We start from the raw sequence: 13,858 nt of genomic DNA, 5'->3' as shown, positions 1-13,858 counted from the left end.
ATGAGATTAACAGCGCCGACGTCTGCGGTTACTGATCAGCAGACTCATCAATATCGGGTGGGCCTTTGGGACCGCCATCCTGCAACCAGCCAATTTCCCGCCAGTAACGGGCCGCGCCTTCGTGGAAGGGCAGGAAGTTACCCACCTCAAACATTTCTCTGGCGTTCAGCATCGACAGATTAGGCGTCTTAGCGCGCAGCACATCGAGATGTTCCATCAGCGAGCGCGTCAGCCAGTAGACAATGTAGGGTTTGACCGGCTCATAGGCGACCAGCGATGCCTTGAAGCCATAAGACTCAATGGGTTGATCCTGACCGGGGTAAAGATTGGCCGGTAAGGTCTGGTGAGAATAGTACTGGTGCTGATGCAGCAGATTTTCCATGCCGTCACCGTTCATTCCCACCAGTCTGGCCCCGCAGAATCGCGCCACATCATCCACCACCTGAGCCGGATGACCTATCCACACCGGGAAAGCATCGATGTAGCCACTGCATAACCCCTGCGCGTTGGCATCCTGAGTGACAGCGTCAGCACGGCCCAGATCAGCGGGTTTGAGGCCATAAGCAGTAAGCAGCTCCAGTGCCTGATTACGGCTGGCACTGCCCTCCGGGCCCAGATTGACGCGCTTGCCACGCAGATCAGCGACGCCATGAATATCCGAGTTTTTGCTCACCACCAGCACGCCCATTTCGTTATGCAAGGACATCACTGAGCGGGCACCGGGAATCGGCTTCTCACCGTTACTGGCGTAGTAGTTGGTATCGGACTGGACGATGATCATCTGCGCCCGGCCCTGAGTCATCAGGTCACGGTTGCTGCCGACGCCTTGAGAGCGCAATGCCACACAGCGGATATGATGCTGGTGGTACGTCATGCTGAGGGTGTCGCAGATGGCACTGGCGACGTAGTAATAAACGCCGGAGGTACTGCCACTGTAGATGGCGAGAAAGTATTCCTTCCCCTGCGGTACTGTGCTGATGGCAAAGGGGTCGGGCACGGCTGAAGACGCAGCATCACCGCTCTGGTACTGGCTGAGCGGAATAGCATCAGGGCTGTAGGGTAGCGCCGCTGGCGCATCCTGCGCCCAACTGATCTGGGAAAATATAACAAGACCGGCACACCGCAGCATGCGGGACAACAACGAGTGTAACTGTAACTTCAGACCGCACCAGGCTGGTCGACTCATGGTTCCTTTTCCTCTCCAGAACACCAATAACCCACTCTGACTCTTGCTGCTGATACACCGCAGCAGTAATAGCAAACCATCGACCTTGTTCAGAACAGGTTCGGAACAGGACCTGCCAGGGACTGGCAACACTATGTGGCTGACGCGTGGCATGTCGTGTACAGACTCCCAGCCCCTCGCGAGTATAGACAATGGCCCAACTCAGTGTCAGTCAGAAGACAACCCAATTGCGCCAGAACCTGTTAAGTTACCCTGCAGAGCCATCATCCGTCAGTGCAGAGGAAATGCGTCCATGTCTCATCCTTTCCAGTTAATTGCTGGCAATGCCTTGCTGCGCACCAGGGAAGACCCCGTCAACCCGGTGTGGGACCACGATCTCAATGTGGTATTACCCACGCAGGACATGCAGCACGCCGCCATTACCATGCATCACTGGCCGGACTATCGCCCCACCCCGTTGTATTCACTGCCTGCCATGGCGTCAACCTTGCAGCTGGGCCAGCTATGGGTGAAGGATGAATCACAGCGCTTTGGCCAGGGCGGAGTAAAAGCGCTGGGTGCCCCCTATGGATTACTGACCCTGCTCGGTGAAGCACTGCTGTTGCCACCCGAGCTGATTGCTAACGGTCAGGCTCATGATCGTTGTGCGGCGTACACTGCCATTGCCGCCACCGATGGTAATCACGGGCTGGCACTGGCATGGGCCGCGAAACGGTTTGGCTGCGCTGCCCATATCGTGCTGGGACAGGCAGTCGATGAAGGGCGTATCCAGCGTATCCGCGACTGTGGCGCGGTGGTGGAAGTCATTCCCGGCACCTACGATGACGCCGTATTACTGGCCGAACAGCGGTCCAGAAAAGATCACCACACCCTGCTGATCACCGATACCGACTACCACGGTGGCTTGCCGGTGACCCGGGCCATCATGGCAGGCTACAGCGTGCTCGCGCAGGAAATGGCAGAAAGCCTGCACCTGACGCCTCCCACTCATGTATTTCTCCATTGCGGCGTTGGTGGGCTGGCCGCCGCGGTGGCTGCCGGGCTCTGGCATGTACTGGACCATGCTCCCAACGTCATCACCGTCGAGCCCACCCGCGCGGCCTGCCTGTTTGCCAGTCTGGCTCATGGCCAGATAATGCAGGTGCCCGGTGATCTGAGCACAAGAATGATCGGATTGTCCTGTGGTTTGCCATCGCAACCAGCATGGCAGATTCTCCGCCGCTGCGCCTCGGGGGCGGTGACCGTCAGTGATGAGCTTTCACTGCAGGTACAGCACACGCTGGCAAGAGGGATTGGCAGCGACCCGCGCATCCTTTCCGGTGACACAGGGGTTGCAGGCCTGACAGGCTTATGGCTGGCCGCGCAGAATCCACTGCTCCAACAGGCATTTGAACTGAATGAAAACAGCCGGGTCTTAGTGATCAGCAGTGAGGGGCCGCAACCCGGTCAGGTGATCTGACGAGGCTCTCTTTGTACCTAGCTGCTGGCGGCACACTAATGCCATTGCCAGCACATCCATCTGCGCGCACACTTTCCGGCTCTTCCGCCTGACGTTTATCTGGCCGGTCACAAGGATCTGATGATGGTCAAAACACCGCAACGCATACTGTTCACCACCGTTCTGATCAGCGCCATGAGTGGCACCGCTACCGCGGTCAACGCAGCGCCCATCATTTACTTCAATGACACCCCGGATGAAGGTTCGCTGGCGTCACCACTGGCTCCGCGTACCAGCGCCGAAGGGCTGGTGATTGATGACAGCAAGGCGCAAGTAAGTCTGGTAGCCGCCACATTCACCGACACAGTACGTGAACAGGACGGTGCAAAGCTGCACTTTCTGACCAGCACCACGCCCGCCTCACTGATGCTGGTTGATATTCCACAGTTACATCCGGGCGCAGTCACCGAATTGCTGACCGGTATGAACTTTCTCGATAACACTCTGGGCTTTGATCTCGCCGGTCGCCACTACCAGCTGCAACGGACCGCACAGCAGCAGGATGACTGCGACAGCCGTGTGGTCCTGCAGGAAGGCAATCACCAGCAGGTGTTATTCGACGTGAAACAATACCTGCAGCAGCACCCGGAGCCCAGCTGTGACGAGCCTTCCTTTGCTATCTACTGGGCCGGGGATCTCGACCACGATGGTAAGCTCGATCTGATCACCAACTTCAGCCCCAAATACAGCTACGTCCCCATGCAGCTCTGGCTGTCCTCTGCCGCGCCCAAAGGCGAGCTGCTCAGGCAGGTGGCCCAGTACGAATCCTATAGCCAGTAACACATCAATGCTAACCGCTACCGGCCACGGTGCCGGTGCCGGTGCCGGTGCGGCTCATCCTGTCGCCGCAACACCAGCTGAGCTGCAGGTCTTATGTTTAAATCTTGTCGGGAAGCCGACGGCCTCCGTAAGTTTTGCGAGGATCTATATTGCCGACGGCTGTGGCATCGTTGTAAACCTCTCGATGCATCCCCTTGCGAAGTTCATTCTCTGTGGGGATGTGCTCAAATACGCGCCGCCCTGACCTCGGTCCGACGGTGTTGATTTCCTCAAAGGGAATACCTTTTTCATTCTCCCCTCTGACCTTCAGGCCATTCAGACTATGGGCGGCGTGAATCAGTTCATGCCCCAGCGCCAGCGCATTACTCATTCCCAGATTGCGCTCCAGCCTTTTCGTGCTGAGATTAAGCTCAGGGTGAAATTGCTGGGGATCGCCCCAGCGCAGCGATAAATCGGTATGGTGGGAAACAAACGAAACGGCGCCCGCTGCGGGCAAATAGGTTCTGTGCCCCGCCTCCACCTCAACTCTGGCTGTCGCCAGCATTCTGGAAGCGCTTTCACCCTGCCGTAACCCCGTCTGACTGCCAGCATCGCGAATAAACACCGGATTCTCTATCTTGCTGCCGTCAGCTTTGACATCAAAAGCATTGAACAACGCCTGACCTGCACGGGTTTCGGCAAGCTGCGTCAGATGCTGGCGAGTCTGGGTAGCAAAATCGGCAAACTCTGCTCCGTTGGCATGGGTGGTGTGCTTGTCATCACGGATGATGGCGATGTTACCGGAGAAAGGCGACCTGACTGTCTGCATCGGCAGCAGCGCTTCTCGCTGCTCTCGTAACTGCTGAGGAGTAGGCGCAAAGGGTGGCCGCGACGGATCACCAACAGGCTTGAGCGCTACGGTAGCTGAAGGTGCTGACTGGGCGGGAAAAGGACGGGTTGCAGCCACATCCGGCACCGGCCGGGCTGGCTCCGTGATCTGGCCTGACGAGGTGGTAGCAATATGAGCCGAAGACTGGGTGGGATGAGTTGTGACCATGTTACGGCTCCCTGAAATTCAGACTCAGTAATGGCGGCTGGGACGGGTTTCGCTGAGTCATCTTATCGGGAGCAGCATCCGCTATCTCCAGCAGCCGCTGAAAGCGGGCTGCCAGCATATCGGCATTGTCCATTACATCTGTCAGCTGTCTGTCCCATAACTCGCTGCCCGATGACGGTACGCTGTCGTCACCGAGGTCAGATACAAAGGTGTAGGCCAGCATCCGGTTCTGCTCATCGAAGCCAAGCGTCCCCTTGATGGCAATGCTCTGGTAAAGATTTAACGCCAGCGCCTCCTCCATCAGCAGCGATGAATGCTTACCCTCCAGTGACAGTAATGGGCAATAAAACAACAGATAACGGTGATCGGATGACAAGGTCAGCATTACCTGCTGGCCCGACCGGCTCTGCAGGTAACAGTTCAGTCTGTCGTCGAGCCTGGTACCTTCACTAAAACGCGCCAGCCATAGATTGATTGCGTCTTTATGTCGCTTCATGGCACCTCCCCTTCGTCCTAAGATTGGGTGAGGTTTGCCGTGAGGAAGTTCCTGACCGTTACAAGGTGACGGTATTGGGTGTCAATACCACTTGCTTTACTACCTCCTCAGCCCGCTCCGCCACATAGAAATGCCCGGCCTCGATAACCTGCATCCGGAAGTCGCCTGCCGCCAGTTCCTGCCAGCGTGCTACATCCTCCGGCAAGGCTTCCTGATCATAGCGGCCCGCCAGCGCCAACAGCGGACAGTCAAATCGTGATGTTGAAGGACGGCTGAAGGTTTCCGCCAGCTCAAAGTCAGCACGCAGCATGGGCAGCAGCAACTTCATCATTTCATCATGGGCCAGCACCTCGGCAGCCGTTCCGCCCATGCGAATCAGCTCCTGCCGAAACGGCTCATCGGCCAACAGGTAAGTGGGTGACTTGAGCGGGGGCAGAAATGGCGGACGCCGGGCAGAGACGGCAAAGCACTCAAGGGGATAACTGGCGGCCTGCAGTCGCAACACCAGATCATGGCCAATGGAGGCTCCCATGCTGTGACCAAATACCGTCAGCGGTACTGGCTCCAGTGCCAGTATCGCCTCCAGCAAGGCATCGACGATGACGTTCACATCGGCAATGGGCTGCTCTCTGATGCGCCGCTCACGCCCGGGCAGCTGGGCGCACAGCATTTCCATCCCGGCTGGCAGATAGCTTTGCCAGTTACGAAACACGCCGGCACCGCCGCCCGCAAAGGGTAAACACAGTAAACGCCGCTGTGGCCGGATAACCGGCTGAAAGCAGGTAAGCCAGGGCGACGGGCCACGGTGATGGCTGATCATTCGTGATGGCTCCCTGCACACCCGGGCTCGAACTGGCCTTCATTCATGGCCAGAATCTGATCGGCCAGATCAAACCAGCGATCATCGTGAGTGACACAGATCACCATCTTGCCGCGTGCCCTGAAGGACGGCAGCAGCTCTTCATAGAACAGCTTGCGGAAATGCGGATCCTGATCAGCGGCCCATTCATCAAGGATCAGCACAGGTTTATCTTCCAGCTCAGCGACCACCAGTGCCAATCGCTTGCGCTGACCGGCAGACAGATCGACGGTGGTGAAGGCACCATCACGGATATGCACTTTGTCGGCCATCTCCAGCTTCTGCAGCAAGGCCTCGGCCCGCGCCAGCGCTTCCGGTGCCACGCCATACAAGCGGCGGAACAGGTAATAGTCGGCGAAGACTGCCGATATCTGATCGCGCCAGGCCTGCATCTGCTCCGCTCGCAATGCTTCGCCATTCACCTGCAACGCCCCCTGCTGCGGGTGCATCAGGCCGGTGAGCAGACGCATCATGGTGGATTTGCCCGAGCCATTGCCACCTGTAATAAAGGTGATCTGCCCACAGCGAAAACGGGCATTGAGCGGGCCTACAGCAAAACCGCTGTCGCCATGCTCACTGGGGTAACGATAGCGAATCCCCTCCAGTGCCACGTCCTGAACCGGTGCTGACAGGGGCTCGGCAGATTCGTCCACACCGTCCGCCAGTGCCTGCCGCAGGCGCTGCTGTAAACCCTGCATTTCCTGTAATGAGTGCTGTGCATCGCCCACTGCCGGAATGGCCTGAGCAATCATGCCGATAGGGCCAATCAGGAACAGTACGGCCGTGGTCGCCTGCACCACACTCTGGTGAAATTCGCTGGTGAAGATCGGCACCACAAACACCATCAGCCCCACCAGCAGATAGAACACCAGCTGGATCAATGCCGACTCCACCGCCCAGCGTGCCTTGATGGCAGTCTTGGCAGCACGGGCATGGGCCGATACTGCCGCCAGCTCACCGACCACCTGCTCGCCCCGCAGCTCATTCAGCCGCACTTCTTTAAGCCCGCGCAACAAACCACTGAGCCCGCCAAACAGCTGACCTTCCTGAGCCATCACCTCGCGGGTCGCCAGCCCCAGTGCAGTCATGCGCTGCAGATGCAGGCCGATGGCAAACAGCGTAAAGCCTGCCGCCATGACAAAGGCGGTCATCGACAACCAGGCCAGATACAGACAGACAAACACCAGCATCGCCATCTGCTGCGAGCCGATCACCAGCAACGGCAGGCTGCGGGAAATGGTCTGGGCATCCTGAGTCAGAGCGGCATACAGCGGCGCACGCCCAATACTGTCAATCGTCTGAATATCGGAGCGGCGAATGTCTTTGACCATCGCCAGCCGCATACGATCAATCATCGCCTCCACTTCACGGGCAACAATGGCCGTCACCGCCTGCTGCGACAGCGCAAACAAGGCTACCGTGACCAGAAACATAAAGGCCAGTCGCAGGCTGCTGCCACCGGAGGCCACCAGCGATGAAGCCATGTTGATAATGCCCAGCAGCAGCGTGGTGGACACCGCCGCAACGACGGTCAGAAACAGCAGATAACGGGGATTGGCGCGCACTTCCTGGCGTAATAACTGTAACAGCGGCATCAGACCACCTCCCCACTACGGCGTGTGGCCTTTATTTCGGTCAGTTGACCCTCTTCCAGATGCACGCGCCGGTCGGCAGCATCAAAGTAATGATCATCGTGGGTGACGGCGATCACCGTCAGTCCGCGTCGTTTCAGCTCAGGCAGAATCTCGTAGTAGAAAAAGCGACGGAAATGCGGGTCCTGATCGGCAGCCCATTCATCCAGCACCAGAATGGGCCGCTTCTCCAGCAGGGCTACCAGTAACGCCAGCCGTTTGCGCTGTCCGGTGGAAAGATTGATATGAGCAAAATGATCGCCGTCGATGGCGGTTACCTTGTCGATTTCCAGCCATTGCAGCAGCTGCCGGGCTTCGGCGGAATCCAGCTCAGGCACGCCGTGCAGCCGCTGGAACAGATGAAAGTCGGTAAATACCGTGGCAAACATGCCGCGCCATGCCTTCAGCGTCGAAGGTCCGATCTCTTCACCATCAACACTGATCTTGCCAAAGTGCGGGGTGTAGAGGCCAGTCAGCAGCTTCATGAAGGTGGACTTACCGGAGCCATTACCGCCGGTGACAAACACGATCTCACCACGTCGCAGCTGCAGATGGATCGGGCCAACAGCGAAAGGCTGTTCACCTTCCGGTGCGGGGTAGGTGTATTCCAGCCCCTTGAAATGAATGGTATCGAATGTCTGCGGCAGAGGCCGGGGCGTCACCACCTCCGACGCATCCGCCATCGCTCCCAGCTGACGGTCCAGCGCCAGCATACGTTCAGCCGCGGCATTGCACTGCGCCAGTATGGCCATGGTCTGAATCAGCACACCCACCGGGCCAATCATGAACAGCACAGCCGTAGTGACCTTGACGACTTCATGGCGAAAGTCATCGGCATAGGTGGGCACCACAAACACCACCACGGCCAGCAGGGTATAGAAGGCAACCTGACCGAAGATGAACTGCTGAAAACCATGAATCTGTACATCGGTACGGATAGCCGTGGCGCGGTCCGTCACTTCGGTAAACGCCCGGCCAAAATCCTCACTGCGCGCGCTGGACAGACGAATTTCCTTGATGCCGTCAAACAACCCGGTGATGCCTTCAAACAGTTTGGCCTCTTCCACCATCATGTGCTGATAGCGCTCCATCAGACGCTGGCCCAGTCCGGCATACAGCCAGCCCCCCACCAGCGTGACGGCCAGCACCATGCAAAATGCCAGCGGTGACAGCCACAGAATGTAGATCAACACAGATACCGTCAGAATGGCCGAGCGCAGGGCCTGCGCCAGATACTGGGTATTCTGCGACAGGGTCTGGGTAGTCTGGGTAATACTTTCAAACAACCTCTCTTGCCCTACCCGCTCCATCTGGGCGTAATCGGCCCGGCGAATGCGGTTAAGCAAGCGCACCCGGAACTGGTCGATCACTGTCTCCATATCCGCACCCAATCGGGCCACCAGATAAAACTCACCGCCAAAGAATGCAGCGGCAGTCAAGGCAAACGCAATCGCCAGCGGCCAGTCAACCTGATCATAGCCAGAGCGGGCGATATGCTCGGCAGCGATATTGACCAGTGCCAGTAGCACCACACTGCCGACCCCGGCGACAAAGGCACTGCCGAGCAGACGGATACGTGGCGTCCCTTGCTGGGTGGCCAGTAATTCAAGCACTTTCATAAGGCTGGCAGACGTCCTTGGCAAAAGAATGAGTTGGCTGAAGAATGGATTGTTTTTAAACGGCTTTGGCAGGAATGTAAATTGGCGCCGGACAGCCAGTGCAGATCATCACACCAGTTACTGAGTTGCCGGGCACTGAGGGTCACCACGTTCACGTCGCGTTCTTCAACGCCTGCGATGGCCAGCGCCAGACGATGGCAGGGGCTCACATCCTGACAGTACAGCCGCCATTGCTGCTGATCGACCTGAGCACTAAGCGCCTGACCTTCGCTATGCAGCTGGATGCGCTCAAGCCCGATGCCCAGCCCCTGCCCGTCCGCCTTGGCCACCGCCTCACGGCAGGTCCACTGATGAAAGAATGCTTCGGCAAAGTGTTCACTGAGCTCATCAGGCAGCGTAGCCGCCACCTGCTCGCCGAAGGCGGTCACGGCCAGCTCACGATCCACACGGGGACGCAGCCTGTGCTCAATATCGACACCGACCTCCATGCCTGCGGCGGCAATGGCCAGTGCGACCTGCCCCTGGGTATGGCTGAGATTGAATGCCGGTCCATCGACCAGCCAGGGCTTACCTGAGGGTAACGCTGAAAAATACAGGTCTTCAGGTGTGCACTGCCGGATGGCAGCCAGTGCCAGCCGCTTCAGCGCATGAGCAGCCGCCTTGGCGCGCCGGTCCGCAGGGCGTTTCAGGCGTGCTACCTGCTGACATTCGCTCTCGCTCAATACCTTCAGCCAGTCAGTCACGGCGTCCAGCTGAGCATCCTCGCCCACATCCACCAGTAGCAGCCAGACAGTGCCCGGCAGCAGGGTGAAAGTCCGGGCAGTGTCAGCGAAGGGTGTGGGGGCTGAAACAGTCAAATCCGTTGTCAAAATAAACTCCGTATTGTCACTGTGCGGTAATGCCTATGACGAATGGGTAAACAGGCGGGAAGACAATCCACCGGTAAGAAAGCATAGCGTCCGGAGGCTTTTGCAACGCCGTATCACCGAGGTGCAGCAGAGCGTGAGCACGCTCCAGCAGCGGCTCACGCTGCTGGAACATTCCCGGTGAACAGGCTCAGCAAGCTGACCTTCACGCCACCGCGGCACGCTTGCGATACTGAATCTGGCAATAGTCACGCACGTGTCCGGCCAGCTGGCTGATAAAGGGCCGCACCAGCATCTGCCCGTGGGTGCCTTCCATCCAGCACAGATGCACCTGCCCCTGCGTCACCTGCCGCCAGCCGTTGTAGTCATCACCGGGCAGATGGGGCGACATGCGTGTCAGCTCTTTCGGCTTGACCAGCAGAATGTCCAGCTCATCCAGTGCCGGTGCTTTATAACGTACCGCCGCCAGCGCATTGTTCTGGAACACCGCCAGCAGCCGTCGCATGGATTCACGATCGGCATTGTCCGGCAGCATATTGGAGCCCTTGCCACGCTCAACCAGCAGGTCAAGACGCTGCTCCGGTGTCAGTGGCCGCAGGGTTTCCGCATCGACCAGCCCCAGCTCCTCAAACAGATCGGCCAGATAGTCCGCCTCATCCTTGCGCAGCAGGGTTCTGACCCCGTCCGGCACGGCAATGGCGTCGAACAGCATCAGCTCGCGCACATCCACGCCCATACGCCGCAGCCGATAGGCCGCTTCCACTGCCAGCAAGCCACCAAAGCTCCAGCCCGCCAGACGGATGGGGCCTTGCGGCAGCGCCTCACGAATAGCAGGCAGATAGGCGGCCACCATATCTTCAACGCTAGGCAACGGCGGCAACCCTTCTTCCAGCCCCTGCGCTTCCACCATGTAAACCGGCTGATCAGGCCCGAGCTCTTCAGCTAATGCCTGATAGCACAGCACGTTGCCGCCCACCGGGTGGAAACACACCAGCGGTACCTGCGAGCCTTCCACATTCACTGCCACCAGCGGTGAACGGCGATGGGCCTGCTGATGGCGCTGTTCGATACGCTGTGCCAATGCCGCGACACTGGAACAGACAAACAGGTCAGCCAATGGCAACTTAATATCAAACTCACGCTTGAGAGCGCCGAGAAAACGCACCGCCAGCACACTGTGGCCACCGAGTGCGAAAAAGTCGGCCTGCGCATCATCAATCACCTGCTCCAGTACTTTGCCCATCAGTACTGCTACCGTCTTCTCGGTCGCGGTGGTCAATGGCTGCTGCACCTGCGCCTGACGAATATCGCTGTCAAAGGGAGAAGGCAGTTTGCTCAGATCCAGTTTGTCGTTCCCTGTCAGCGGCAGCTCCTGCACCGTCAGCAGCCATGAAGGCAGCATGTAGGTGGGCAGGCAGCCGTCGAGGTACGTCCGGCAGGCTGCAGCATCAAAACCTTCATGGGGAATGATATAGGCCACCAGCGTCCTGTCGGCGCTGCTGTCCTGCTGACCGTTGCGTGACTCCGGCGCTCTGGCTACCACCGCCGCCCGGCGCACATAAGGATAGCTGTGCAGCGCCGCTTCAATATCGCTCAGCTCAATGCGATTGCCGCGTACCTTGACCTGTCCGTCCTCACGACCAACGTAATGCAGCAAGCCGTTACCCAGCCAGCGGCCCAGATCACCGGTGCGATACCAGTGTTGACCCAGCTCATCACGCAGGAAGCGGTCAGCCGTGAGCTGATCATCATGCAGATAACCACGCCCGACACCGGCTCCTCCGATCTGGATTTCGCCCACCACGCCCACCGGGACCGCCCGCCCACTGTCATCACAAAGGCGGATGCTGACCCCCGGAATGGCGGCGCCGATGGGAGGTGGCAGGGTCTCCTGCCAGTTGCGTGCGGTCATGATGTGCTGACAGGCCGAGACACAGCATTCGGTCGGGCCATAGGCGTTGATCAGACGATCATCGGCATGATGTTCAAAGCCATAGAAACGTCGGGCCAGCTCAGCGCCGAACACTTCGCCGCCGAGAATAAAGGTCCGTGCCATGCCCTGACCTGTGGTGTGCAGGCGACGGCTCAGGCCGCTATCGGTGGCCTCCCAGTAATCCAGCAGCAGGCCAAACATACTCGGTGTGGCATCAATCAGGTCCAGCTGGCGCTGGACGATAAAGCGGTGCAGGGCTTCAGGCTCACGCCGACTCTCTTCATCGGGCAGATGCAGGGTGTGGCCGCCAAGCAGCGTGGAGAATATCTGTACCACCGAGGCATCGAACACCAGCGGTGCGCAGCAGGACACCTGTCGGGCAGGCTGCGCATCGGCGCTGTCCCAGGGAGAGTTCAGCTGGGTGGTATTGACCGCGTGAGCCAGACTGACCACGGAGCCCTGATTGATCATGACGCCCTTGGGCTGACCGGTGGTGCCGCTGGTAAACAGCACATAGGCCAGATGTTCACCATTCACCGCCGGCCAGCCCTGTTCGGGGGCAGTAGTGCTGATCAGCGCGCGGCGGTCATGGCGGTAGCGATGCAGAACGCTGGCTTTTTCCTTCACGACCTGCCGGCCATGATTAGGCAGCAGCAGCGCATCAAAGGTATAGGGTGCGGGGTCAAAACCGGGAGCATCAATGGCACTGACTTCGCAGCACAGGCCGCGTTCCTGTGCCCAGTCCTGAACAAACTCAGCGGGGACAAACAGATCCTCGATAAAATCAAGTCGGGTCTGCATACCGGAACCCACATGCTCACGGGCAAACTGGGCCAGGTCAGCCAGATACTGCTCACGCCGCTGCAGATTCCACAGGTTGCCGAGATAGATCGCCCCGCCCTGCGCCAGCAGCCCCTGCACCTTGCTGAGCACCTGGCGCAGATAGCCAAAGCCCGGGAAGTTCTCTACCACGCTGTTGAGGATGACGATATCGAAGGAGCCCGCAGCAAAGATGTCGATATCATGGGCAGCCAGTTGCTTACCCGTCACCTGGGTCAGCCCCAGCTGTTTGGCCACTGTTTCAACCCGTTCGACATTGCGTCGTGAAAGGTCACTGGCCACATACTGACCGGCCAGCGGAGCCACATGGCGCATGGTAAAACCGGAGGCGCAGCCAATCTCCAGAATGCGCGCTTCACCCGCGACAATGCCCATCCGCTGCAGCAGTGTCGCCACCTTGTCATGTGCATTACGGCCAAACGCCGCCATCGCCTCTTCACTGATGGGGCGACCGGTAAAGGCACTCTTCCAGCCTCCGGCCTCGACATCGTCAGCCCTGTCACCGGCCAGATGATCCCAAAGTTCGGTCGACATCAGCGACCCGTGTACCTCGCTGAGGCCATCAATGTCCTCGCTATCGACACAGAGTACGTGCTGCAGGCTGACACAGCGCCACTGCAGCTGATGCAGATCGGCTATCTGCGCACTGTCGGCAATAACCAGTGGTATCTCTGCCTGCTCGATCTGACGCTGACGGCGCAGCAAGGGTACGCCCGGGTCCAGCGGCACCCAGGCACAACCGGCACGCAGAATACCCAGTACGGCGGCAACGAACCGCCAGCTGCGACCGGTCATTACCCCAACGGGGGTTTCCGGTGCCAGCGGCAGATGCAGGATAAAGTCAGCAATACGGCTGACTTCACGATCCAGCTCGGCATAACTCACCTGAGCACTGCTATCGGTGACAGCAGTACGGTCAGGATGGCGCTTCACCATAGTACTGAAGCGGTCGATGATCGACGACGCCGCCCACTCCAGAGACGAGCTCGCAGGTGTTAACGGCGCAGGCGCTATGGGGTCGTCAAACAGAAAATCAGCAATCTTCATCGGTAATCCTTTTGGCCTTCGTACCGGACCGGTGGATTGCTTCCCACCGCGCCCGGAGTGACTTACT

At 58.8% G+C, this 13,858-nt stretch carries 10 protein-coding genes; 2 read left to right on the top strand and 8 right to left on the bottom strand.

Going from position 1 to position 13,858, the window contains the following annotated elements:
• Positions 1-28: 28 nt before the first annotated feature.
• Positions 29-1,186, bottom strand: a complete 1,158-nt coding sequence (locus WH50_RS11045; protein ID WP_165838390.1) for a TAXI family TRAP transporter solute-binding subunit — start codon at positions 1,184-1,186, stop codon at positions 29-31.
• A 292-nt stretch (positions 1,187-1,478) separates the two neighbouring features.
• Between WH50_RS11045 and WH50_RS11040 the strand changes: the two genes are divergently transcribed.
• Positions 1,479-2,645 (top strand): diaminopropionate ammonia-lyase, encoded by a 1,167-nt coding sequence (locus WH50_RS11040; protein WP_165838389.1) that lies wholly within the window; start codon positions 1,479-1,481, stop codon positions 2,643-2,645.
• Between the two features lie 120 nt (positions 2,646-2,765).
• Positions 2,766-3,464, top strand: coding sequence for a hypothetical protein (locus WH50_RS11035; RefSeq protein ID WP_133251305.1), 699 nt, complete (start codon positions 2,766-2,768; stop codon positions 3,462-3,464).
• Positions 3,465-3,561: 97 nt separating this feature from the next.
• Here the strand turns inward: WH50_RS11035 and WH50_RS11030 are convergent, their stop codons facing one another.
• The 7 genes from WH50_RS11030 to WH50_RS11000 form a co-directional block, all read right to left on the bottom strand.
• Entirely contained in the window at positions 3,562-4,500 is a 939-nt protein-coding gene (locus WH50_RS11030) for a M91 family zinc metallopeptidase (protein WP_110187347.1), read from the bottom strand.
• Between the two features lies 1 nt (position 4,501).
• Complete coding sequence (locus WH50_RS11025; protein WP_110187346.1) at positions 4,502-4,996, bottom strand: CesT family type III secretion system chaperone; 495 nt, start codon at positions 4,994-4,996, stop codon at positions 4,502-4,504.
• Positions 4,997-5,054: 58 nt separating this feature from the next.
• Positions 5,055-5,816: a thioesterase II family protein gene (locus WH50_RS11020; RefSeq protein ID WP_110187345.1), complete on the bottom strand. Its 762-nt coding sequence runs from the start codon at positions 5,814-5,816 to the stop codon at positions 5,055-5,057.
• The gene (locus tag WH50_RS11015) at positions 5,813-7,450 is read right to left on the bottom strand and encodes a cyclic peptide export ABC transporter (protein WP_110187344.1); all 1,638 of its coding nucleotides are present in this window, start codon (positions 7,448-7,450) and stop codon (positions 5,813-5,815) included. Before WH50_RS11015 ends, WH50_RS11020 begins: the two co-directional genes overlap by 4 nt.
• The gene (locus tag WH50_RS11010; protein WP_110187343.1) at positions 7,450-9,105 is read right to left on the bottom strand and encodes a cyclic peptide export ABC transporter; all 1,656 of its coding nucleotides are present in this window, start codon (positions 9,103-9,105) and stop codon (positions 7,450-7,452) included. Before WH50_RS11010 ends, WH50_RS11015 begins: the two co-directional genes overlap by 1 nt.
• The gene (locus WH50_RS11005; RefSeq protein WP_133251304.1) at positions 9,102-9,974 is read right to left on the bottom strand and encodes a 4'-phosphopantetheinyl transferase family protein; all 873 of its coding nucleotides are present in this window, start codon (positions 9,972-9,974) and stop codon (positions 9,102-9,104) included. Before WH50_RS11005 ends, WH50_RS11010 begins: the two co-directional genes overlap by 4 nt.
• A 202-nt stretch (positions 9,975-10,176) precedes the next feature.
• Entirely contained in the window at positions 10,177-13,791 is a 3,615-nt protein-coding gene (locus WH50_RS11000) for an AMP-binding protein (RefSeq protein ID WP_110187341.1), read from the bottom strand.
• Positions 13,792-13,858: the final 67 nt, after the last annotated feature.

Source organism: Pokkaliibacter plantistimulans, assembly GCF_003194385.1.
Lineage (GTDB): Bacteria > Pseudomonadota > Gammaproteobacteria > Pseudomonadales > Balneatricaceae > Pokkaliibacter > Pokkaliibacter plantistimulans.
This window is presented reverse-complemented; position numbering and strand designations above follow the sequence as displayed.